General features: G+C 55.0%; 15 protein-coding genes. 4 read left to right on the top strand and 11 right to left on the bottom strand.

Annotated elements, in window-relative coordinates:
* Positions 1–3: 3 nt before the first annotated feature.
* Together SH139x_RS27340 and SH139x_RS27335 are read right to left on the bottom strand one after the other, a co-directional pair.
* Positions 4–1,011, bottom strand: a complete 1,008-nt coding sequence (locus SH139x_RS27340; RefSeq protein WP_488352887.1) for a lysophospholipid acyltransferase family protein — start codon at positions 1,009–1,011, stop codon at positions 4–6.
* A gap of 344 nt (positions 1,012–1,355) precedes the next feature.
* Entirely contained in the window at positions 1,356–1,838 is a 483-nt protein-coding gene (locus SH139x_RS27335) for a DUF4349 domain-containing protein (protein ID WP_488352886.1), read from the bottom strand.
* A 240-nt stretch (positions 1,839–2,078) separates the two neighbouring features.
* On the opposite strand from SH139x_RS27335, the gene SH139x_RS27330 reads away from it, so the two are divergent.
* Positions 2,079–4,910 carry a M56 family metallopeptidase gene (locus tag SH139x_RS27330; protein ID WP_488352885.1) on the top strand — a complete coding sequence of 944 codons (2,832 nt, stop codon included), beginning with the start codon at positions 2,079–2,081 and terminating at the stop codon, positions 4,908–4,910.
* Between the two features lie 56 nt (positions 4,911–4,966).
* Here SH139x_RS27330 and SH139x_RS27325 read toward each other — a convergent pair whose 3' ends face one another.
* The 9 genes from SH139x_RS27325 to SH139x_RS27285 form a co-directional block, all read right to left on the bottom strand.
* Positions 4,967–5,320 carry a hypothetical protein gene (locus SH139x_RS27325; protein ID WP_488352884.1) on the bottom strand — a complete coding sequence of 118 codons (354 nt, stop codon included), beginning with the start codon at positions 5,318–5,320 and terminating at the stop codon, positions 4,967–4,969.
* Between the two features lie 223 nt (positions 5,321–5,543).
* Positions 5,544–5,825: a hypothetical protein gene (locus SH139x_RS27320; protein ID WP_488352883.1), complete on the bottom strand. Its 282-nt coding sequence runs from the start codon at positions 5,823–5,825 to the stop codon at positions 5,544–5,546.
* Positions 5,826–5,863: 38 nt separating this feature from the next.
* Positions 5,864–7,381 carry a HEAT repeat domain-containing protein gene (locus SH139x_RS27315; RefSeq protein WP_488352882.1) on the bottom strand — a complete coding sequence of 506 codons (1,518 nt, stop codon included), beginning with the start codon at positions 7,379–7,381 and terminating at the stop codon, positions 5,864–5,866.
* A gap of 143 nt (positions 7,382–7,524) precedes the next feature.
* Positions 7,525–8,235 (bottom strand): hypothetical protein, encoded by a 711-nt coding sequence (locus SH139x_RS27310; RefSeq protein WP_488352881.1) that lies wholly within the window; start codon positions 8,233–8,235, stop codon positions 7,525–7,527.
* A 108-nt stretch (positions 8,236–8,343) separates the two neighbouring features.
* Positions 8,344–13,059, bottom strand: coding sequence for a PVC-type heme-binding CxxCH protein (locus tag SH139x_RS27305; protein ID WP_488352880.1), 4,716 nt, complete (start codon positions 13,057–13,059; stop codon positions 8,344–8,346).
* Between the two features lie 301 nt (positions 13,060–13,360).
* Complete coding sequence (locus tag SH139x_RS27300; protein WP_488352879.1) at positions 13,361–13,987, bottom strand: PEP-CTERM sorting domain-containing protein; 627 nt, start codon at positions 13,985–13,987, stop codon at positions 13,361–13,363.
* A gap of 87 nt (positions 13,988–14,074) precedes the next feature.
* Positions 14,075–15,997, bottom strand: coding sequence for a hypothetical protein (locus tag SH139x_RS27295; RefSeq protein WP_488352878.1), 1,923 nt, complete (start codon positions 15,995–15,997; stop codon positions 14,075–14,077).
* A 144-nt stretch (positions 15,998–16,141) separates the two neighbouring features.
* On the bottom strand, positions 16,142–17,227 hold the full coding sequence (locus SH139x_RS27290; RefSeq protein WP_488352877.1) for a DUF1559 family PulG-like putative transporter: 1,086 nt from the start codon (positions 17,225–17,227) through the stop codon (positions 16,142–16,144).
* Between the two features lie 64 nt (positions 17,228–17,291).
* Positions 17,292–17,675 carry a hypothetical protein gene (locus SH139x_RS27285; protein ID WP_488352876.1) on the bottom strand — a complete coding sequence of 128 codons (384 nt, stop codon included), beginning with the start codon at positions 17,673–17,675 and terminating at the stop codon, positions 17,292–17,294.
* 524 nt (positions 17,676–18,199) lie between these two features.
* On the opposite strand from SH139x_RS27285, the gene SH139x_RS27280 reads away from it, so the two are divergent.
* From SH139x_RS27280 to SH139x_RS27270, 3 genes are all read left to right on the top strand, one after another.
* Positions 18,200–18,865 carry an ureidoglycolate lyase gene (locus tag SH139x_RS27280; protein WP_488352875.1) on the top strand — a complete coding sequence of 222 codons (666 nt, stop codon included), beginning with the start codon at positions 18,200–18,202 and terminating at the stop codon, positions 18,863–18,865.
* Positions 18,866–18,996: 131 nt separating this feature from the next.
* On the top strand, positions 18,997–20,316 hold the full coding sequence (locus SH139x_RS27275) for an efflux RND transporter periplasmic adaptor subunit (RefSeq protein ID WP_488352874.1): 1,320 nt from the start codon (positions 18,997–18,999) through the stop codon (positions 20,314–20,316).
* A gap of 91 nt (positions 20,317–20,407) precedes the next feature.
* Positions 20,408–23,962: an efflux RND transporter permease subunit gene (locus SH139x_RS27270; RefSeq protein ID WP_488352873.1), complete on the top strand. Its 3,555-nt coding sequence runs from the start codon at positions 20,408–20,410 to the stop codon at positions 23,960–23,962.
* Position 23,963 lies beyond the last annotated feature (1 nt).

Below are 23,963 nucleotides of genomic sequence, written 5' to 3'. Positions count from 1 at the left end.
GAATTAAGCCGCTTTAGTTCGATTTTTGATAGCGGGCTCAGTCGCTTCAGCAACGGGGGCAATTACCGCGTGATTGCTGAATCGCCAATGTTTGTACATCCATAGCCAGCAGGTGGGACTGCGTTTGATTTCCGCCTCGAACGCATCCCAAATGGTTTGCGTGTAATGCTTGGCCAACTCTGGCGAACTCGTGTCATCCAGGCGTGGGTCGACGACTTTTACAATTTTCAGCTTGGCACGACCGTGCGGCAATGGCTCGCAAATGGCGGCCACTATGGGCGAGGAACAGCGGATTGCCAGTTCCGCGGGTAACGTCGTCAGTGTCGTTTGTTTGCCAAACATGTTGACCGAAGTCGCAGCCCGTTGTGGAGGGACCGCCAAATCCGACAACATTGCCACGCTCGTGCCGCGGTGTAGCGAACGAATTAATCGCAATGCAACTCGCTCGTGATCGCAAACCTGGTGACCGTTGGCTTGACGAGCGTCCGTAAATACAGCCTTTACCAACGGATTGCGAAAGTCGCGAATAACGATGTTGAGTTTGATTCCCAATAGGCCGACGATCAAACTCGACCACTCGAATGATCCAAAGTGTGGCGTCAGCAAGATGCCCCCCCGAGGATTATCGCGAATTAGATCGAGTGCCTCGGCTCCCTCAAAATCAACCCACTCAGCCAGGTTCTCTGCATTGATCCGCGCGTGCCAAAACAAATCGATGAAATTACGAGCAAAGTTCTGGTAACAGTCGCGGATAATCGGTTGGATATCGCTGTCATGGATTTCGAGCTGGCCGGTTTGCCTCGCGGAGTTGAGGTTTCGCTCGGCCAGTCTTCTGCCGCGACGGTCGACTTTGTGTGCAGCCCAGCCGATGGCGGTGGCCAGTTTGAGTGAGTTCCGCCGGGATAGACACGGAATCAGGTCCGCCAAGCCGCGCATTCCCCAGAATTCAATACGGTGGCGAATGTGCTTCAAGCGGTTGTTCTTAAATAATTGTTTTGTTAATCCTGGCATTGACGTCTCTACGGCATTGAGATCTCACGGTACGTGACCCACTCTATGATTCATGAGGTGTTCTCGCCAAAATTTGTCGAGCCAAGTGTGCCTGCTGTGAGGCCGGCGAAGCTGTTTGCCACCACCTGGAGCAGGTCTGCCGAGCGAGACAGTCTCTTGAGATCGGGTGTTACTGGAGACAGGACGTGAGGGTCAAGACTGAATTGGCTGTTCCGTAGCGGTTTTTTTACGGAACGAGCGATGAATTCGCCAGCAGAGCAACACGATCAGGTTGATGGTCAGCAAGATAGTTAGCCAGGGGGCGAGTGACACGAAGATCAGTATCGCGGCGATTGGGAAAGTGGTCAAATTGTTGATCGAGTTTGCCCAGGTTTCCCTGACTCGCGTCCCGAATCCGGCTTGAGCCATGGATTGGTTGTTGGACCGAGCAACGGCGGTGAGTTGAATGTGCTCAGTGAGGTTCTTTCAGCAAGGAATCGCAACCGCCCTTCCATCCGTTCAATGCTTTCGCGAATGCGGTCTAGCTCTTTCTCAACAACCAATACGTCCTCCAATTTTGCACTGCGATTTTCTAGCAGCTTCAACAGTCGTTGCTCCGCCTTGCGTTTGTTGGCAATCCGCGACTCCACGTTAATATATTCTTCGGTGACATCTAGGGAATCGATTATCTTAGTGATCACTGCGGCGTTGCTCTCAATCCAGGCGAGCATCGGGGAGAAGTTTCCCGCTGAAACCCGAAGCGTCCAGCTTGCCTGCGCCTGCTGCCCCGAGGCACCATACTGATTTAGGTTCGCCACAAACCCGTTCATGTTGGGAAAGACACGCATTCATTAACCTCGCGTTGAGCTGTTTGGTTCGCAAGACATTTTTCAAACTGCTTGACGCAACGATTGCAAACCGGTTCCCAGATATCGAATTTTCTCTGACAACTCGCGGCAACTCGCGACTGATTGGCTAGGTCAGAGACCGTGCTGGGCAAACTTTCAGAATTTTTGCTTGACGCATTACTATGCCTGTGATAACCAGCCAGCTGGCCATGTATCACACTCGTAGTAACTGGTGCCCCATTGAGCGAGCAGGCGAAGCTGGAGATTACGGAAGCGGAGTGGGAGGTGATGGACAGCGTCTGGGAGGGCGGTCCGCAAACTCCGGCTGAGATTATCGCTCGCGTGCAGCCGATCCGCGAGCGCAGTCACCGCACCATCCGCACGCTGCTGAATCGGCTGGTAGACAAGGGGGCGGTGCGAATTGAGGAGGCCAGTGGGAAGCGCTTCTACGCGGCAGCCGTTTCCAAAGATGCTTGTATTCGCGCCGCGGCAAAGTCCTTCCGCGAGCGTTTCTTCGATGGCAGTGTCGGCTCATTGTTCTGCAAAACGCCAAGCGGTTCGGCGAGGCTGCGACGGCGAGTTCGCGTGGTGGTCACGGAGCACGAATTGGGACCGGCGGTGGCTGGCTGTTTTCGTCCCGTTATTTTGCTACCAGGCGAATTGGTTGCCCGCTTTTCGGCGGACCAGTTGCAAACGATTCTTCGCCATGAGTATGCGCACATTCGTCGTTGGGACCCGTTGCTGATGGGTCTTTGTAAGTTGACCACAATCATCCATTGGTTCAATCCACTAGTCTATTGGAATGCTCGCATGTTGAGACGCGAAATTGAATTAGCCGTCGACGCGGCGGTGACAGCCCCGCTGGATCAACCTCAGCGCCGATCGTATGCGAAACTGTTGTTGGAGTTAGCCCAACGTCCTGGTAATCAGTTCGGACTGGTGCAAATGGCCAGTCGGCATTCGCAAGTCGGTACCCGCATCAACGCGTTGCTGAAGCCGCAGCGAAGTAGTTGGCTGCGTTCGACCATCGCAGTCGCAATCATCGGCTTGTTGTGTGTGACTGGCCTGAGCCAGCAAGCTGAGACGGAGCAAGTTGAGACGGAGCAAATTCAGACGCAACCGCAGGAGGCAACAATCGCATCGGACAGCGAAGCGGTTAAGTATGCTATTGTCGGCCGCGTCACTGATGCGGCAACGAGCCAGCCGGTGGCGGATGCGGAAGTTGGTTTTCTGGTCGAGTCGGCGCAAGAGCTCGACAAGCGGGCTCCGAAATGCCGGACCGATGTGGAGGGCAATTATCGCATTGAAGTACCGATGGGCGAAGTCAAATTATGGTTTCCGTGGCTGAAGCCAGGTTATTGGTTGCTGCCGGAGGAGGCGATGGTGAGCGTTGCGACGACACCTGAAAACCCTGAAACGCGGCTTGACATCCGCGCCCGCAAAGGCGCTGTTTGGCAAGTTCAAGGCGAAGGGGAACTTGGTGATCAACCCTTCATTAGCAGCACCGAAGAGAGCGACCCGGCAAAGCGAGCAGCTTGGCTGAAAGGCGAATCATTTTCCTGGGATAAATCTCCACCGCGGGCCTTTGGACTATTGGATGCGAATGGCCGTGGCGAGCTGACTCAAGTTGGTGCCAGCGGGGCGTTGATCGTGGGCATCGTCAATGTTCAAGGAGAGATCGTCGCCGACCCGCTGTTTGATAACACGCAAGTCGTCTCCGCCGAGAAGCTTGCCAACACCAACAAGACGGAGTTGGTCGATCAGCAGGGGCGAAAAGCTGTGGTTACCGAGGCCACCGTGTCGCTTAAGGATGGAGTCCCGTTGCTCCGTTATCAGCTGAAATCAAACGCACCGATCGCGATCCAGAAATTGACGGGCCGCGTGGTGGATGAAGATGACCAACCCGTGGCCAACGCCAGAGTGGGCCTAGCCTTTGGTACCGCCGGCGCAGGCAGTGCGGTGCAGGCACAATCGACAACGACCAATGCGGAGGGAAGCTTCCAACTGGAGTTCCCCATCGCCAGTGGACTAGCGGAAAGGTACGGTGCTCTGCAATTTAGTGTTTTCATCAATAAGGATAAATTTGCGGCAGTCGATACCCCTGATGTCGATGCGAAAGAAGATTTTCTCCCGATCGACTTTGGTACGATTCAACTTGCCAATGGCTATAACCTTCCAGTCGCCGTCGTCGATGCAGCGGGGAAGCCGGTGCCGGGGGCCGTGGTGGAACCAGGCAACACATATTCGTTGCGTTACGAGGTGACGCGAACTGACGTCAAAGGAGAGGCGTTGCTGAAGAACCTTCCGCGGGGGCTCGTCCGTGTCTCGGCTCGTTACGGCAATCAAGCCGCATCGACTCGGTTGGTTGTTAGCGATGTGCCTGCTGAGAACACGATCGCGACGATTCGACTTGCCGAACTTGTCATAGCGGCGAATCCCGCCGCGACCGATACTGCGACAGAGCCGGGCAGTCAATCGCAACGAACTGAGCCGCTGCAGACCGAGCCGCTGCCAGTCGCCACGCCAGCGCCCGAGTGGTTGGTCGGTTCTTGGTCGGATGGAAAACAACGCAGCTTGGCCGATTATCGTGGCAAAATTGTGGTGCTCGATTTCTGGGGACTGTGGTGTGGTCCCTGTATCAACATGATTCCGGCAATGCAGTCACTTGCCGAGACATTTGAACCACGCGGCGTTGTCTTTCTGGGGATTCATACCGCCCACGGCGATATGCAACAGATCATCAAATTGAAAAAATCGATGGGTTGGGAGACACCTTCGGCGATCGACAATGGCACTGCGATCACTGAAAGCAAAACGGCTGATGCCTATGGTGTAAGTGGTTTTCCCAGCATTGTGATCATTGATGGCGAGGGCAAAGTCGCTTTCCACAGTGGCATTCGGCCGCGGGACATGAAGGCTTTCATGGCGGACATGGAACAGATTGCGAAAGCCAACGCTATCGAGTGGCCGCTCGGTAAAGATCTACCAGAAGACGAAATGAAAAGGATTTCGAATGTGTTTGCCACCGCGCAATTTTCGGCCGCATTGGAACGGATCCTCAAAGCCCAGTGATCAGCGAGCCATGAATCGTTGAGCCCGTAGTCGTTGACCCAGTAATTGTCCACCCATTAAGGATCGCTGGGGACGCGAGCAGGTTCGGATGAAAGCGTTGAGCCCGGCGGTAAAGGCCGATCACCGGAGAGTTCCCAGGGACTAGGATCTGGTGCTCGCATCGCCGAAACGTTCGCGTCGGGAGCATAGTTCGGCTCATAAGCTTCTTCGAGCGCCTCTTCGCAAAAATTGGGGGCCTCAAGCCACTTATCTGCAAATGCATCGCGGGGTTGGTAGGTTCCGGAATTAAATCCATCAGCCTTATAAGGATGTGGTTGTCCCTGCGACACATTGGCCACGCCGATCACTCCGACCAATATGATCAGTCCGGCTACTTGCTTCAGGGCCGGCGACGTCAGTGCTGGTCTCATGGCGATCATTGCTCCAAAAACGGGTAGGAGCTTGGCAACCGGCAAGATGCTTTGGTGCCGCGTCCTCGAATTGGCAAAGGCAACGATTGAATAGAGCGTTGCAAATCGCGCTCCGAGGTCGCGGAAATGATCGCGCAAGAGGGGAAATGCGAATCCCGGAGAGTTCTCAGTCGCGAGCAATTCCTGGCAGCCGCATTTATCTTTCACTCTTAGCGGCAAGCATTCAGCGGCGACGTTCGAGCATTCGCCAGACGGCCATGATTGTGGAAAGCAGGCCGGCGAGCAGCAGTGGGGCCGAGTAGGTGAAGATTAAGAAAATCATATGTGTTGTACGCCCTGGCTCGGACGGGCCGGCGCGGCCACCAAACATCATGCTAATTTCATCCCGAATCGCCGGGACTTGCGAGGCCCAGTAGATCGCTCCCAGGATCCCGCAAACAACCACGTTCATCATCAGCATAAAGCTGAGCGTCATCTGCGGCGGGCGACGGCGTGGTTGATTCATGATGTGATGAATGGTTTTCGAGAAAGCGGGAGCATGGATCAGGCGTTAAAAGTTCGCAGCAATTTGCGTCCCAGGAACAAGTACCAAAGTTCGTCGCCGCCAAGTGGACGTAGTCGCCCGGTAGTGGCGAAATCGATTGTCTCCAGCCCATCGGTAACGACGACACACTCGGTTTCGTCCCGAGTTGCTTCGACAATTAGAGCATGTTCGTCCAAAAAGAAGCCCAAAGCAATTGGTTTTATCGATTCGAAACCTTGACGATCCAAATTGTCCAACAGCGGGGTGGCGAGTCGTTGCTGGGCCGAATTCCACTGGTCGGCCGTGATACGAAAAATCTCAGGGTGCTCCGCTTGCCAGCCCGCATAGACAGCGTAGATATCTTCGATCGGCAAATTGGCTAAATCGGCACCCATGGCATGCACGATTGGCCCGGTAATGCCAACATTCGAGTAGAGTCGGTCGCCAAATTGATAAGCGTAACGAACTAGAAAGCAATCGATTGGCCGTTCGAAGCTGGGCCAATACTGCAGCCGACTATCGATGACCTCGACCGATGTGGGAGGAACTCCCATTTGTCCCGGCTGCGATAGCCACAAGGCTAGCTCGGCTTCGGAGTGCGCGATCTCAGTGCGAAACTCGCCGTCAATCGCATCCCCAAACCCGAGTTCATCGGCATAAGCGAGGACTCGTAAGCGAGCCGAGGGTTCAGCCGCCAAAGCGATCAATCGTTGGCGCCCCGCCTCGACATCGAGTCGTGCCAAGGCACCAGCCGCCTCGGATTGGACTCGCCGATGCTTGAGATCGAGCGCCTTATACAGTTGGCTGATCGCTCCTTTCCAACCGATCAGTCCCAGCGCGTCGCAGAGTGATACGGCGATCGCAACCGCTTCGCTGAGCACTTCCTGCACCTCCTCTACGGAGTCGCCAAAGGTGCGCGGATCTTCTTCAAACTTGCCCAGCCGATCGGCTACGCCACCGAGCAAGGTAGCCAAGACTTCGCAACGGACGGCAGCTGGATGCTCATCGACCCGGCTTTCGCGGAAGAGATAGTTCGCCAAGTCCAATAACGGTGAAGCCACGCTGCGGTGAACCAACGCATCCAACGCGGCGGGGAAGAAATCTTTGGGCTTCCAATCACTCTGTTGCATGAGCGGACTTAATACCTGGCCGACTTCATCCCACTGTTGAGGTGGTCGCTCGGCTAGTAATTTTGCCAACAGGGCCAGCGATTGTTGGCTCCGCTGGCGAGCCAACAGATACATCAAGCGATGGCGATTGGCGGCTTGCGGGGGATAAGCCGATACGATGCGAGCGATCAGTTGCGACTCCAGAGACTCCAACACCTCAGGTGCGGTGGTGACCAAACGCTGAGCAGCCAAGGCGAGCGCGGCCAGGATCGCCGGATCGGACCGGGCAATTAGTTCAGTATCCTCGCCCAGCGTTTCCAGCAGAGAAATGGCTTCGGTGGCATCAGCGGAGGAAATCCGACCCAGCGTTGCTCCCGCAGCAACCGGGTCAACCTGAGGCCCCAAGAGGGAGCGCACCCACTGGGACATGTTCGTTTCTGTCACGGAAATTATCGTTGGAGTGATGTGGGAATGTTTGTTTCCCAAAAGCCTAGCCAGATTATTACGCTCTGAACAGGTTCAGCTGAATAAACCTTCACTGGCTCGAATGATCAGTTCGCTGCTCAGTCCGCTCAGGCCGCACAGTAAATCTCGGCTCCTGCCGCCGTCACCTTTTCGTCAGCTGGGTTCCACCAACGAAGCAGCAAGTGCGAAGGTAGATAGACGATTGCCGGCAAACCGACCATCATCACGCCCAGCCAGGCCAACTGGGGCATCCAAGTTTGTGCTTCTGAGCCATCCAAGCCGTATACATAGTTGACGTTGTGCGGCTGGTTGGCAAAGGCCAAAACGTCACCCGGGGCGGGCAAAAAGAAGTAACTGATTAACATCGCCACCCAGGCCAACCCCGTCCAGCCAAACAACGCGCGTCGGTCGTATTCTAATTTCGCGACCAAATACAGCACGAACAGCGGCAACCAAAAGTGGAAGAACGAGAGCCCGCGAGCAAACAGCGAGAGTTCGGGGTTGAACATATAGCCAGTCATGCCCAGCAAGGGAGCGCCGAATAAGGCGCTCAAAAAGTCGACTTGCCAAACCACTTGCACCGCACAGATGCCAACCGCAGCCATGGAAGCGTAAATTCGACGCTCTGTCCAGACGGCCGCCAACGTCAAAAATAAGGCAATGTCGCAAAAGTAAAGGAAGTTGGTGGCGCCGTAGCAGGCCCAGTAATTGGGAACCAAAACGGCCATAAAACCGGTAAATCCCCATTTGGCGATCAGCGGGATTCGTGCTCCCTCGGTTGCCGCGGAAGTGTTCGCCGTTTGTTGTGGTTGCGACATCTGCCAAAGCCTTTTGCGCTGTTAGGTGTTTGTTGACCAAAGCCCCATCTCTCTTCTTTGCCAGAGACCAAGATGCAGGCTGCGCAGCGCAAAACTTTTGACTGTAGGCTATTGGTCTTTGGAGCTTGCCCCTTGCCAATATAAGTAATCGACGCCGACCATGTGGGCCGGAACTGCTTGCGGGTTCGCTCCGAGGATGGTGACCGTTAGCTTATGTCCACCTGGGCTTAATGCCACTTTGCCCAATTCGAGCGGTCCCGTGGTGACAACTCGCCCGTTCTCAAACAAGTCCAAACCATCGATTAGCACTTGATCATCCACCGCAATTCGCACGACGGCATAGTCACGCGCTTTGGTTAACGCAGTGAATAACGTGTACTCGTCGGCTTGATCGATTTGAAAGGGGAGCGAGAGGGTATCGCCGGGGCTGCCGCCATTCCACCAAATCTGACCGTTGCCGCTCCAGCGACCAGCTTTGAACCCAGCCATCCCTTGGTTGGACAGCGAGCCGCCCGAGACTTTTGCCGTCTCAATCTGCTCGGCCTCCAAAGCACCAGGCAGTTTACCTGTGGCTCGATCGATATCAGGAATATCGCCAGCCAGCGGCACCTGTGCCGACGATTGCAAGTACTTGAGCAAATCGACGATCTCTGTTTCGCTCATCGGTTTGAGGATTCCCTCTGGCATCACCGAGCGACTCGTCTGGGTTACTTCTTCGATCTCAGAGCGCGGCACTGTGACGAGCTTTTCCGCGTCGTGCAAAACAATCGCAGCATCGGTCTCTTCTCGCACCAATCCAGTGATCACTCGACCGTCCAGCGTCAGCAGGCTGAGCGCTTGATAGTCTTTGCCGACAATTGCGTTGGGTGCCAGGATATTCTCCAGTAGGTATTCCAACTTGGCACGGTTGGCCCCGGTCAAGTCAGGACCAATGTCGCTGCCGGTGCCAAACAGTTTGTGACATTGACCGCACGACTTGTTATAGATCAACCGCCCGTGGCTGGCGTTCCCCTCGGTAATTACTTGAGGGGTGTAGCGGCTCACCATGGTTGCGATTTCTTTTTCGATCTCTTCGGGAGTGCTGCCAACGACACCCCAAAGTTCGGTCAATCGTTGTTGCAGTTGTTGGTTCCCCAATTGACGAATCTTACCCGCGTGGACCGCGGTCAACTCGGTCCGCGGCAATCGCTCGTCGGCGACCGCGTCCAGCAAGGCTGCGGCATGAGCGGGACGTGACGAAAGCGTATCGAGTGCCGTACGCCGCAGTGGCGCGGGCAATTCGGCATAGCGCCTTAAGATTGCTTGAGGAATTTTCGGCGAGTCAAAACGTGCTAATAGGGGCAACGCTTCGGCAATCAGCGTGGGATCATCGAGCAACTGCATCGCCAAGGTTTCCAATTGTGGATCAGCGCCCCGGGCTAATGTCGCTAAGGCTTCTTGTCGTAGCGTTGCATTAGCTTGGCGATCATTGACCGTTTCCCGCAGCAGGGGGAATACCGACGCATCGCCAAAATTAACGCTCAACATTTGCACGGCGCGTCGCGTGTTGGGGTCATCAATTTTCAGTGACTTCGCCACCACCTGGGGCCAGGCGGGTGGTGAATCGATCTTGCCCAATTTGGCAGCCGTGCCGGCCAGTTCGGCCAGCATCATTTTCACGACATTCAAATCGCCTTCCTCGGCCATCGCCGCCACCAAAGCGTTGACCATCGTGGGATCGCTGGCGGCGCGACGGTAGATGAATTGCTTAATTTTCGGAATCCTGGTGGCTCGTGCTAAGGCAAAACCGCGCTGCGGGTCTTCGGCGACCAGCGGATTGATGGCATACCAAATGAGCAGCGGTAAATTCCGATCAAATTGACTGTCACCATTACTGATCAGCCCCTCAGCGATCGTCCACTTGGCTGCCGCGAGTGGTGCAGCGATTATTTCGGAGGGCGCGGTCAGATTGCCAATCCGCTGCAGCGCCGAGGCTAGGTAGAGTTGCACGACCGGCTCACGGTCTTGTCGTGCCAGTTCGGCAAGTTTGGAAAGCAAGGCGGGTGTCGGGTTGTCTGTTTCGCAAGCGAGCTGAATTGTCCAAGCTCGCAGCAGGGGATCGTTATCATCGAGCAGTTCGATCGCCTCCTCGGTGGTGACTGCGGAGATTCCATGAGCAGTCCACAGGTATCGCAGCCGCTGGGCTGTGTCACTACTCTGTTTGATCGCGGCTAGTAACTTTTCACGTACTGCCTCAAGCGGTATGCCGGCAGCGGCGCGCTCCATCAACACCCGTCGTGCGGTTTCATAATGCCACGCGTTGGGGTGTTCGAGCAGTGCGAGCAAGGCTTCATCATTGGCTTCGGCCAAATTTACATTTCGCTTGGCCAGCTCGCCAAATCGAACGCGATACATTCGGCCGTTAGTGCGATCCCAAATTTCGGGAGTCGTGCGGTGGCAGGCATTCTTGTCGTACCAGTCGATCAGATAAACGGCCCCGTCAGGTCCTGATTGAATCTCCAATCCGCGAAACCAGGGATCATTAGCGAACATCACATCACGACCATGCGAGGCGATAAAGCCGGTACCATCCGCTCGCAGAAGATCCACGTTCATGCGGTTGCCATGCAAGTTATGCATTAGCAATGCGCCGCGATAGCTGACAGGCCAGTTGTCGCCTTGATAGATCAAAGCACCGCAGTGGGCGTGCCCCCCACCGGCCGCACTGGTCGCATCATCTTCCACCGGTTCGTTGCGACCCCACCAAGCATGGTCACCAATATTGCCCGCATAATGGGCGTGGTCGGCAATTGTTTTGATGTCTTCGAAAGTATAAGGATCAAAATGTTGGCCCGCCTGACGCTGGTAACGTCCTCCTTGGATCATATGATAAGCGTGCGGAATTACGCAGGCTGTGATAAAGGCTTGTCCATGTTGGTCAAAGGTGACACCCCAGGGGTTGCTCGTACCATGGGCAAAGACCTCGAAGCGATGGCGCACGGGATGGTAACGCCAAACCCCCGCGTTCATGGCGGTGCGATCGGCTGCGTCACTTCCCGGTACGCCTATCTGGCTGTGTGTGAACACGCCTTGGCAACCATACAGCCAACCATCGGGTCCCCAGCGAAAGGCGTTGAGGGTTTCATGGGTATCTTGGTATCCAAAACCATCTAATAGCACCTGGGGCTCTGAGTCGGGTTGATCATCACCATCGGCGTCGGGGATAAACAGCAGGTTGGGAGCTGCTCCGACCCAGACGCCACCAAAACCAACTTCCAAACCGCTGACCAGATTTAGGCCTTCGATAAAGGTTTTTTTAGAGTCATAGCGGCCATCTCCGTTGGTGTCCTCAAAAATACGAATCACGTCTTTTCCCTGGCCGGCGGCGGCTCGATTGGGATACGTGTGTGCTTCGGCAACCCAAATGCGTCCGCGACTGTCAAAGGCGAACGCAATTGGTTGATGCAGGTCGGGTTCGCCGGCCACGAGGTCGACTGAAAAGCCCGCTGGCACGGTAAATTGCCTAGCGGCGGCGGCTGGTTCTAATCCGCTGCTGGGGCGGCGCGCGGCGGGCAGTGGTCGAGCGGCTTGTTCGGCCGACACGGGTTGCAGGCGAGCGGCCAATTGGGCGTCGACCGTGGTGCGGTCTTGGCGATGGACGAAGATGCCGCGTTTGTTACAGGCAACCACATCGAGCCAGCCGTCGGCGTTTACATCTGAAACTAACACGTCGACTCCCACCCCCGACTTGTCGCTGATCAAGTGGGGTACGAAACGGGTCTCGCCTTCAGCTTCTCGCTGACAGCGGAACCAGTAGATGACGGGCGCGGCGAGTGGTTCCACGTCACCGTGAGGACCGTGCGCCCAAGGCCGCTTGCCAGTGATGATGTCCATCAATCCATCGCCGTCGAGATCGGCGATGGTGACGGCATGAGGCTGGGAAAAGACAACTCCAAAGGCAGAGTCGGCCGGCTTAGCCCCCACGATCGTGTGTGGTTTGAAAGCGATGTGCTCGCCGTTTCGAATCTGCTCATACCAAACCACGCCGTAGCCGTGCGCTTGTAACGCTGTGACGATGTCGTTGTCGCCGTCGCCATCAAAGTCGTGAGCGAACATCTGTGATCCGCCCGCCGCTGAAAATTGAAAGGGATGGTGCTTCCAGATTGGATCTCCAGTCAACGACTCAGGTTGTTCCCACCAACCGTTCTTTTCCAATAGATCTTGGCGGCCATCTCCGTTGACATCTCCGATTCCCAGGCCGTGCGTGAATCGTCCACCGGCGGGCCCTTGCGGAGATATTGCGTGGAAGCTCCAGGGCTCAGTCGGTTTTCCAGGAATTGGTTTGGCATAACCAAAGCTACCGCCGGTGCTGCAGATTAGCTCACGGTTACCGTCGCCCGTGATGTCGGCGTAGGTGGGGGATTCGTTATCGGTCTCGGCCAAGACTTCGTGTCGCAACCACGGTTCGGTGGCATCCGCTGGTTGCTGCAACCAGTAGGAGGCGGCCCCTGGGAAGCCGATGTGCAATATATCGAGGCGGCCATCGCCATCGAGGTCGTCGGTAAATGAGAAAAAGTGGGGCGCGTAACCATGCGGATCGACTGGTTGCCCCGCTTCGATTTGCTGCCGAGCGGTAAAGTCGGGTCCAGCAAACCAGAAGGGGCCGGCGACGATATCTTGGTGGCCATCGCCGTTGATGTCACCAGTGGCGACGCCCTCGCTGTAGAAACGGTCGATGACTTGTTGATAGCCCCATTTTGTCTGCCAAGCATCGTCTTCGGCGGGCAACGCGCCGCTCAAATAAGTGGCGACAGACAGCAAACAAATCGTAATTCGAAGCAACATTAGGTGAGACCCAATCAGTTGGACTGGAATAAGGTGTGTGGGGGGGAGCCCGCAGCGGGCCGAGCCTCTATTCTAAACGAATTCTGGCGGAGCGACGAATCGGGGCTCCCTTGATTTGAAAAAACTCGCGAGAACCACCATTTTGGAGAGCGATTGTGGCCCCGGTCTTCGCAGCTCGGTGAGTATCAATCCTGCGGCGGAGAAATCGCCCTAAGCACGAAAAAAAAACGGGGTGAAAGCTAGCTTCCACCCCGTTTCTCAGAGACACAATTTTCGATGCAGGAATAAACTGCCGTCGCTATTAGCAGGCAACTGCTTTGGCATTGCGCCGACGACGGTAAATACCCATGCCTACACCGGCAAGACCGAGCACAGCGAACGAACCGGGCTCAGGTACGGCGGTCAGCGAGGAGACGCTACCAGTCCCAAACGTGATATCGCCAGGGCCAAAGCTGACGTCACCATCGGAGATTCCTTGTGAGCCAAAATCAAAAGATAGACCGGTGGTTCCGACGCCGGTTGCCAGGAACTGGACTTCACTGAACAGCGTGAAGGTACCCAAGTCGCCGGTGCTGATTCCATCACCATTCAATCCTAATAGCGCTAATCCCAGCCCATCGTCGACTAGGTCACCGAGGTCGCCAGCTTGAGTCGTGAACCAACGATCTCCATTGGGGTTGAAGACCTCGTGCGAAGTGGCTTCCAGGATAGTTGCATCGCTGCTGAGGATATCGAGGCTGATCCCGGCTAATGTCTGCCCCGGTTCGGTGGATACCCACACAAACATTGACGCGCTAGTGCCAACATTCATAACCAAATCACTACCTGCAAACGCGTCGGTCGCACTCGTGCTGAAAACGATATCGGCACGCGCTGAGGTCGTTACCAAGCAGAGCGTTGCTACTGCAAAAATTTTCCGCATAATCATTCTTAATAACTTTCAAAAGGTAAGTAAAAAACCAAGTTGATAAAAAGCGACGGCCCCACTGAGCGCATCGCTCTTCCGCGAGTTGCCTTAGTTACCCAAGATGGCGTTTACAAAGCCATTGAGGTCCCCAAAGTTCACTAAGCCGTCTTCGTTGACGTCCATTTCCAAACTGAATGCGCCGGTCAAGATTGCGTTAATTCCAGCATTGATATCGGCGAAATTGGCCAGGCCATCACCATTGGCGTCCCCAATCACAAAGCCTTGAGGTGTGGCATCAACGCGAATGTTATCGACCGCGAACCACCAGTCGTTGTCGGCGTCAATGCAGCCGATGCGCATTAACATGGTGTTGCTGTCGGGGACGTTGCCATCAGTGAAGAAATTGTTGACAACAATCGTTTGGGGGCCGGTGCTGAAGGTCCGAATTACCTCGCCACTTTCAATGACCAGCGGGTCACCGTCACTGTTCTGGAAGTCGAGGTAGGGCAGGAATTCGGTCTGTACCGCTGGGTCGGCCAGGTTGTTGGCATCGAATTCAAAAATCCGCGTCCAGCTCTCGCCACCATCGAACGAGACTTCGATGACGTTAATTTGTGGCTCTTCGACGCGAATTTCCCACTCAAGTTCAACCGACACAGTGTCGTTATCAAACGCCTTCATGTCGTATAGTTTTTGGGCGTACGAGTTGAATCTTGGCTCCCCCTCTGGATTTTCCGGGGTTTCTGTACCGGGAGCACCTTCGTCCGAACCCGGGACGCGGTTGTCAAAGGCTTGATCGGGATCGAATACGAGAACAGAGTTCCGCATTCCGAAGAAGGAATCCCGGAACATTGTGCGTCGCTGTCCCCAACCTGAGTTCACATCCGATTCATCAGATGGCGTTGGGTTACTGCCATCGGTTTGGTAGCTCCACGAGAAAGCATCCAAGACGGCGCCACCGTTGTAGGCACCCTCGAGGCTCTGGAAGTACATCCTCTTTTCCGGAGAGTCCGCAGGTCCATCGTTAATGATTTCCCAGCCGACGCTGCTGAGGTCGCCGATCCAATCGGTTCCATCACTGGGGTCGTATGGAGGCAGAGGATCGGGACTGGTGGGAGCACCGTTGATGCTGTAATCAAAGGGAACGAGCGATTCGGCCAAGTCCTCAAAATCCTCGAAGGCGATCACACCATTTACGTCGGTCAAACCAACGTTATCGACAGCAAACCACCAGTTGTTTCCGGAGGTAATGCAGCCAAAACGAACTTGCATTTCCGAGGCGCCGGCCCCTGGTGTGAAATCTCCATTGGCAACAGAAAATTCACCCGAATCGGCTGGATCAGCAAAGGTTCCAAAGGGCACGTCATCCCGCTCGGCAACAGTCATTGTCAACAGGTTCTGCCAAGTTGTTCCGCCATCAAAACTAACGTCAACAACTCCCGTTTGATTTCCATCAGTAATGAAATCAAAATCAAACGATAACGCCAGAGAATTGAGGTCTGCGGTTGACACATCATACGCTCGAGTGACGTATGAATTGTACAAGTTAGGGTCGATCTGGGTGTTGTCGTCGGCTTCATCGGGATCCGCAACCAAAGCGGTGTTACGATATTGCGTTCCGTCAATAATCGGCTCGCCGAAATAGCAACGGTCACGGCCAGCTTGAACTCCAGCGTGGGCGATCCAAGAAGTAACATCCATCAATGACCAGCCGTCAAACTCGCCTGGCATAGTTGAGTTATCGTAGAGATTTCCTGAGTTATCCAAAGTCCAACCTGCGGGAAAATCCTTGGACCAATCGGTACCGTCCGCCCAGGGTGGAATTCCACCTGGCTTGAAGTATTGGTCGTTTAGGTCGAAAGGCAGCATGAGCGGCCCGAGAGTCTCAAAGTCGTCATAAGCCACTTCGTCCGACGTGGCGGTTGCCGAACCCAGCGCGGATGCTCCCGCGATGGCGGCGAGCGCCGTTGCGAGTCGCACACGACGTGTCAAACGCGTGCAGAGAGAAGCCCCATTTTCCTGTCTAGTCATGTCGTAAAAAACCTGTGTTACAGTGAAAACGATATAAACCTTACGCAACTGCAAAGATGGTCTGGCTTTGCAGAATCCATGCAGCTTTACATTCTTTTGCCAACATTCAGGGAAGCCCAGAATAAGATTTCGATAAACAAAGTCTTATTGAGGTAGTTGTGCGACTTCTCCATTACCTCGAGTGCCAACTGCGCTGAAAACTGCTAAATCGATCGTGTCCGCTAGGAAGCGAACCGAACCATCGCCTAAGCAGAACTGCGCACCGGTTGGATGTCGGCTGCCAAAGCTGACTTCATAAGCTGCCCATTCAATGCTTCCGTCTGTGAACCGCGCGCCAACGGGCTTCGGATAGTTTATTCGCACGGCCGTTGAACCGCCCTGCTCCGACCAGTCGGTTCCTTCCCAGTTGTCGAAATCATCACCACCAACCGCCCAGTGATCTTTACGGCCGGTGTTGGGGTTTTCTTGCGTGGCGGCTTCTGCGGCTAGGTTTGGATCGGGTTCGGCTTCGCCATACATCAAGGTGTTGGAAAGCCCATCAGTCACGCTGGCAAAGTTCGTCGCGCCACCCATGCCGCCTTGGCTGATCCGGGCAGCCTCAGGGGGCCGCGTGATGATCATCCCATCGAGCTCAGAATGGTGAAGCGTGATGTTTCCAGACCAAGTGCCGCGGTTTTGGCGGCCCCAACCCCATGCGGGCTTCCAATCATTGGGCTGAATTCCGGTAACGACAGCCAGATAGTTGGCCGGCACGCGGGCCGCCACAAACCAGGGCGGGCTGTAAGTCGATGCGTCGAAGACTCGTTCGGGTGCCGTTGAAGAAGGGCAGCGAAACACTGACATTTGCACCTCCGAGGCGGCGATTTGGCGAATCCAAGGATTCGGATCGTTGAGGCTCGGATTCGTCACGGCGGCCGAGGAGGCCCAGTTGGTTTCTCCGAATGTGAGCGCCCGGTAGAGGTTGTCTTGCTCCATGAATGGTAAAATAAAACCACTCCAGTGTCCCCCCTCCTGAGCTTCGCCGAGCATCGGCAGTTTTTCGGAGTAGGTGGCGGCAAAGTTGTGCGTGGCCAACCCTAGTTGCTTGAGGTTATTCGAGCATGACATGCGGCGGGCGGCTTCGCGAGCAGCCTGTACCGCCGGCAATAATAGTCCGACCAAGATGCCAATAATCGCAATCACCACCAACAGCTCAACCAAGGTGAATCCTTGCTTGGCAGATGACTTCATTTCTCTTCTCCGGTATTCGATAAACACGTATTAAGAATGCAGTTTAAATGGGGGCAGCAAGCTGCTAGCTGCCGGGATTTATGTCCAGCTCTAAGCGGTTTTCCTGTCCCGCTTTGACGGTGAAAGTGACTGGCGTGTCTTGAGGACTGTTGTATGGAGGCGGAATAATGTCCTCGGTCTCCAGCTTTCGATTCTCTTCGTCCGGCTTTTCGTCGGATAGTCCGACAGCCTGCCCCTTTTGCATCCAACAGTTGAAATAAACCTTGTATTCACCTGCGGCTAATCCCATCGATTCCGCTGTGGATGCGGTGGAGTTCATCACGAATTCACCTTGAACGTCCGTCTCCCCGACACCCTTGTTAAACGGAGTTACAATTCCGTCAACGGGATCCATATAGATGATGAGTCGCTCATAAGATTTATTGCCGAGAGTGATTTTTCCGGACACTGGATGCAGCTCAGGTTCTGAAGAACAACCAGTTAAGGAGGCTAGCGTTAAGCATGAGTATAAAATGAGTACAGAGGAGTTGTCACTGCGAAGCATATTGAACGTTTTCTTGTTGGTTGAAGTTTGTAGGATCGAAAGACTAGGGGAAGTTCAATTTTTCAGAGTTGGGCAGCAAAGCGTCGCTGGCAGTAAGTCGCCTTCATTGAACCACTTGCTGATGAAGTTCAGATGAACGGGGGATGCCGAATTGGTAAAGCTATTTCAACGCATTAGCGAGTTTTGAGCGTAATTGAATGCCCGTTGTTAGAATAGGAAAGATCTTGGAAGGCGACGTTCACGAAAAGTACATGCTGCCTTCATAACAAGAGGTGCGATGTACTTGTAAGTCGATTGGGGATACTTGTTTTCACCGTTAGACTTCTTGTCAGTGAAATCTGGAGATGACAAATGGATTGACCAGTTGCCTTTAGACGTTTCGCTGTTTCTTAATACCACCTTCGCATTGAAGATGAGGAGAGGATTGCATGACTGTGGCACCTAACTATCTCGCACCGGAATTACCGAGTGGACTTGAGCGAGTTGCATTGCCGGTTGTGCCGGCTACCGCTGAGTCGCTCGGCGGCTATGGCCGATTGCTAGATCATCCCGACGATGTGGCGGTGGAAATTGTCCGCTGGCCCGCGCAAGGCTGGCGGCCGGTCGACGAAGATAGTGGCAATGAAGGCGGCACCACTGAAGGGTCTTTTACGAGTCGTTGGTCCGGCGATGTGCTCTACGGAGTTAATGAAGCGGTTGGTGGGCGATACATATTGGGCTTTGGCAAGGATCCGGCGGAGGCTCGCAAAGATCATCAAGATGATCCGGCTGAATTGTTACTGTGGCACGCGAATTATCATCCCGATGGTGGCCAATTGTTCTTTCCGGTTGCCGAGAAGCCTTTTCTGGTTCCATTGGCGCTGCCTGGTGACGATGTGCAGCCAAGCGATTTTGTCTGCTTCTTATTTTCCGGTCAGCAGGGACTTTATATCCATCCAAACATCTGGCACGACGGTGTTTACGCTTTGCAAGGTGAAGCCACGTTTTTTGGTCGGCAGGGTGCGGTTCACGCTCGTGTGTCAGTCGATTTTGCTAGGGAATTTCGATCCCTCTTGCGAGTCGATTTGCGGTCAGTGAGGGAGTTATTGCCGTAATTCGGGTTGTTTGTTGCTGGTCGCGACCGATTTTCCGTAATCGCGGGAGGGTGGGCGTTGAAGTCATGACTACAATCAAGTAAGTCGTATTTGTGACTGACTGAATTCGCACCCCCTTTGAGGCACGTGTCTTGCCCCGCCTGATTACGTTCCAAGTTGTTTTTGCCAATCGAGTGCCCCTCCTGTCGCTGTTGTTTTCGCCATTGCTGGTTACGCAGTTGCTCGCTCAAGCCCCGCCGGCAAACGTCGAGTTGGGGGAGGTGTTGTTTGAAACCGTCGAGCCCAAGCAAGATTTTGTGGGGACCGCTCAGCCCCTCCGCCGCAGCTTGATCGGCAGCGCGGTTGACGGCCGCGTGGAGATCGCCGACATCGATGCCGGCCAGCGAGTTTCAGCGGGAGACGAATTGGCAAAACTGCGAATCAAGACAATTTCGATTGAGATTGAAGGGGCCAAGGCGGAAGCCGACCTCCGCCAGGCCGAACTTCAGGAATTGAAAAATGGCGCGTTGCCTGAAGAGATTGCCCGAGCCGAGGCCCAGTTGGCTGCCGCCAATGCTTTAGCGACTTATGCCAGGGCTCGCGTTGAACGGACGCAGGATTTATCAAAGGCTGGGGGGGCGATTTCTCGGCAGGAACTGGAGTTGGCCGTCTCCGAATTCCAGAGCACTCAGCAACAGGTGATTGCGGCCGAGGAGACGCTGAAGCTACTCAAGCAGGGACCGCGAGCGGAATTAATCGCACAGGCTGAGGCGAGACTTGAGGCTCAAGTTCAACGCGTGACTCTGCTGGAAGATCGCAAGACGAAATACGATATTAAAGCCCCGTTTGATGGGTTTATCGTACGCAAGCACACGGAAGTCGGGGCCTGGATCAAGCAGGGCGATCCGATTGTCGAGATGATCGATTTGGGGACGATGGAGATTGAGGTTCAGGTGCCCGAAGCGAGCGTGCCGTTTCTACGAATTGGCATGGATGTGGCTGTCCGCGTGGAAGCATTTCCCGAGGTGATGTTTGCCGGCACGCTGGCCCAGATAATCTCCGAAGCCAATGTGCGGACGCGAACGTTTCCGGTGCGGGTGCGGGTGGCAAACCAGATTGACGATCCGGCAAAATTAATCCGCGCCGGTATGTTGGCGCGAGCCGATCTGCCCGCCGGGCCAAAAATTGACGCTTGGACGGTCCACAAAGACGCTTTAGTCTTTAATGGAGGAACACCTGTCGTATATGTTGCCGATAAGGGAGTTGCCAAATTGGTGCCCGTGAGGCTGTTGGTTGAAAGTGGTGAGCGGGCCGCGGTGCAGCCTTTGCAGGGGGAGTTCCGCGAGGGGGATAAGGTTGTCACGTTGGGTAACGAGCGGTTACGGCCCAACCAGGAAATCGTCGAGCTAGGCGGCAGTGGCGAGCCACGATCCCCGGCTGCCGCGGGCAAGAGCCCTACCACGGGGCAATGACGTCGTCCCACCCCGCGAAACCGATATGGCGGCTTGATATCCGCTATCCCGCCAATTCATACCACCGACTACCTCACGGTTCATTTCGCTCATGTCGCTAGTCCAAGCTTTTGTCGCTAATCCCATTAAGGTCTCGGTTGGCGCATTGATGCTGAGCCTGTTTGGTGGTATCTCGCTGTGGCGAATGCCAATGCAGCTAACCCCGGAAGTTCAGATTCCCACGTTGACGGTGGAGACGACGTGGCCGGGCGCCAGTCCCCAAGAGGTCGAGCGGGAGATCATTCAAGAGCAGGAAGAGCAGCTAAAAAGTGTCGAGGGGATGACGAAGATGACCAGCGAGTCGCAAGACTCGGTGGGACGGATCACGATGGAGTTCTTTGTCGGCGCGAATATGGAAGAGTCGCTGTTGAAAGTAAACAGTCGGCTGCAGCAAGTCCGCGAGTATCCGCTCGAAGCCAACGAGCCGGTGATATCCACGAGCAGTTCATCGGACAACCCAATCGCTTGGTTTATCCTCAGCGCGGCCCCACCGGAACCGGCCGCGGTGCGTGCCTTGGCGGAGGAGCTTCCCGAGTTGCGTGAGCAATTGCTGGCGTGCATTAATGATCAGTCTCCTGGTTTATTGTTGCACCGTCTCCGTAATTTGGCTGCCAAGCATGCTGAAGTCAGCGTGCTGTTGCCCAACGCGATTGAAGTACCCAAGCTGCAGCGTTTCGCCGAGGATTACATTGAGTCGGCCTTTGAACGGGTGGCTGGAGTTTCCAATGCCAATGTGTTGGGGGGCCGCGAAGAAGAGTGTCAGGTGATCGTGGATCCCACGAAGCTGGCCGCTCGCTCTTTGACGATTGATGATGTACGGCGGGTGTTAGGCGCGCAAAACAAGGATACTTCGGGAGGAGACTTTTGGGAGGGCAAACGACGATACGTTGTCCGCACACTCAATCAATTCAATTCCACCGAGCAGGTTGCCAACCAGCTGTTGACCGTTAATGAGGACGCGCCGGTCTACATTCGTGACGTCGCTGAGGTGCGATTGGATTATAAGAAACCATCCGGCGTGGTGCGGCGTTTTGGCGAGTCAAACATCGCCATCAACGCGTTACGGGAGACGGGCGCCAACGTGTTGGATGTGATGGACGGCTTGCGAGAAACAGCCGCCGATTTGAATCGCGACGTGTTGGCAAAACGGGGGTTGGTTCTAACGCAAGTTTACGACGAAACCGAGTATATTGATTCTTCAGTCAACCTTGTCAATCAAAACATTATCATCGGTAGCGCGCTGACGATGATGGTGTTGATGGTGTTTCTGCATTTGGGTTGGCGAACGTTAGTTGTGGCGCCATTGATCGGCGTCACTGCGCTAGCTGCGGCCGTGGTGTCGCCTTGGCTGTTTGCGATCACGCTGGCGATTATCATCGGTGCCGGCTTTTGGTTTGCCCGGGGCGCACTGGTGGTGGGGTTGGCGATCCCGGTCAGCATCATCGGCACTTTTTTGTGTCTCAATCTGCTAGGGCGTTCCTTAAATGTGATTAGCTTGGCAGGGATGGCATTCGCGGTGGGGATGTTGGTCGACAACGCCGTGGTTGTGCTGGAGAATATCTTTCAGCATTACGAACGGGGTGAATCACCCTTCACGGCTGCCGTCAAGGGAACCAAAGAGGTGTGGGGCGCCGTGGTGGCTTCCACATTGACAACGTTGGCGGTCTTTATCCCGGTGCTGTTTGTGCAGGATGAAGCGGGGCAATTGTTCCGCGACATTGCCTTAGCGATCAGTTCCGCCGTCTCGCTTTCGTTGTTGGTTTCGGTCACTCTGATTCCCACTTTTACCGCCAGGTTGCTCTCGCCCCGCACGCGTGGCGTGGGAGCAACGGCCAGCACGGGAGAGTCGACTGCAGGGGCGGCGGAAGCACCGCCAGCGGCTGGTTTTTTGGTGCGTGTCATCTCCGGGTTTGGTGGTTATTTTGTGTCGCTCGTGGTGGGACTCAATCGTTGGATTACCAACAGCTTGATTCGTCAAATCGCGGTGGTGACAACGTTAATCCTGGTTTCTGGCGGACTCTCGTATTGGCTTTGGCCCAAGGTCGAGTATTTGCCCTCAGGAAACCGCAACTTAGTGTTTGGGATCATCTTGCCGCCCCCCGGTTATAATTTGCCGGAGCTGATGGAAATGGGCGAAGCGGCTGAGAGCACTTTGTTGCCCTATTGGGATGTGGACTATGACAAAGTCGATCCTGATGCGATGGAATACCCGCTGATTAAAGATTTCTTTTATGTGGCGCGGGGACGGCAAGTATTCATGGGCGTGCGGTCGGTCGATCCGACGCAATCTGGCAAGCTGATCCCGCTCATTCAATCTGTCAGAGAAAAACTTTCCGGCTCATTTGTGGTCGCTAAGCAGTCAAGTCTGTTTGAGCAGGGACTAACGGCTGGTCGGACCATTGATATTGAGATTACCGGTCCCGATTTAGAGAAATTAGTCGACTTGGGGAAGGCCGTGCTGGGAGGCACGATGCAGGTTATTCCCGATGCGCAAGTGCGTCCCATTCCCAGCCTTGATTTGGGGAATCCCGAGATGCACGTGCTGCCCAAGTTGGTGCAAAGCGAAGCGATGAAGGTGGATGCGACGTCGTTGGGTTACGCCGTCAACGCGCTGGTGGACGGGGCTTACGCTTCTGACTATTACATCGATGGCGATAAGGTTGATTTGACGATCATTGGCAAGCAGTCGGAGATGCAGCGATCGCAAGATTTACGCGCCTTGACCATTGCCACTCCCTCGGGAGAGCTTGTCCCGCTTTCAGCGTTGGCGACGATCACAAAAACGAGTGGTCCTGAGCAAGTCAATCACCGCGAGCGGCAACGGGCGATCACGATCGAGGTTTCTCCGACGGCGGAAATGCCATTGGAAACGGCGCTCGAGTTGATCTCAGCGGAGGTTGTTGGACCGCTCCGCGAGGGTGGTCAATTGGCGGGTGGTTATCGGATTGAATTAAGTGGTACGGCAGACAAATTAAAAGCCACCTGGGATGCGCTGTTTTGGAACGTGGTGTTGGCGATTTTGATCACCTACTTGTTGATGGCGGCGTTATTTGAGTCGTGGGTGTACCCGTTGGTGATTATTCTCAGCGTGCCACTGGGGGCCGTTGGGGGCATTCTGGGGCTGCGGGCTTTGGGGGTTTATTTGAACTTGACCACCGGGACCACGCAATCGTTGGATGTGCTAACGATGCTGGGCTTTGTGATTCTGATTGGGACAGTGGTCAATAATGCGATTTTGATTGTGCACCAAGCGCTCAATGCGATGCGAGAAGGGATGAGCCCGCGGGAGTCGGTGCTGGAGAGTGTGCGAACTCGGATTCGCCCAATTTTCATGACCACCGGGACGACCGTTTTGGGGTTGATGCCGCTAGTATTATTCCCCGGGGCAGGTAGCGAGCTGTATCGCGGGTTGGGCAGCGTTGTGTTGGGTGGATTGTTGGTATCGACAATCTTCACGTTGGTCTTCGTGCCCACGCTGTTTTCGCTGACCATGCGGTTGCTGGGCGATTGGCATCGCAGCGAACCGGTGCACTTTGACCAGCAAGCCCAGCAGCATGCGAAAACTCCGCCAACGCGTCAGCCTGAAGAGAGTCTGGCGGCAACTTGAT

Source organism: Kothea flammea (genome assembly GCF_052161645.1).
Classification (GTDB): domain Bacteria; phylum Planctomycetota; class Planctomycetia; order Pirellulales; family Pirellulaceae; genus Laterigemmans.
Note: the sequence above shows the minus strand (reverse complement) of the source record. Positions and strands in the feature narration are given on the sequence as shown.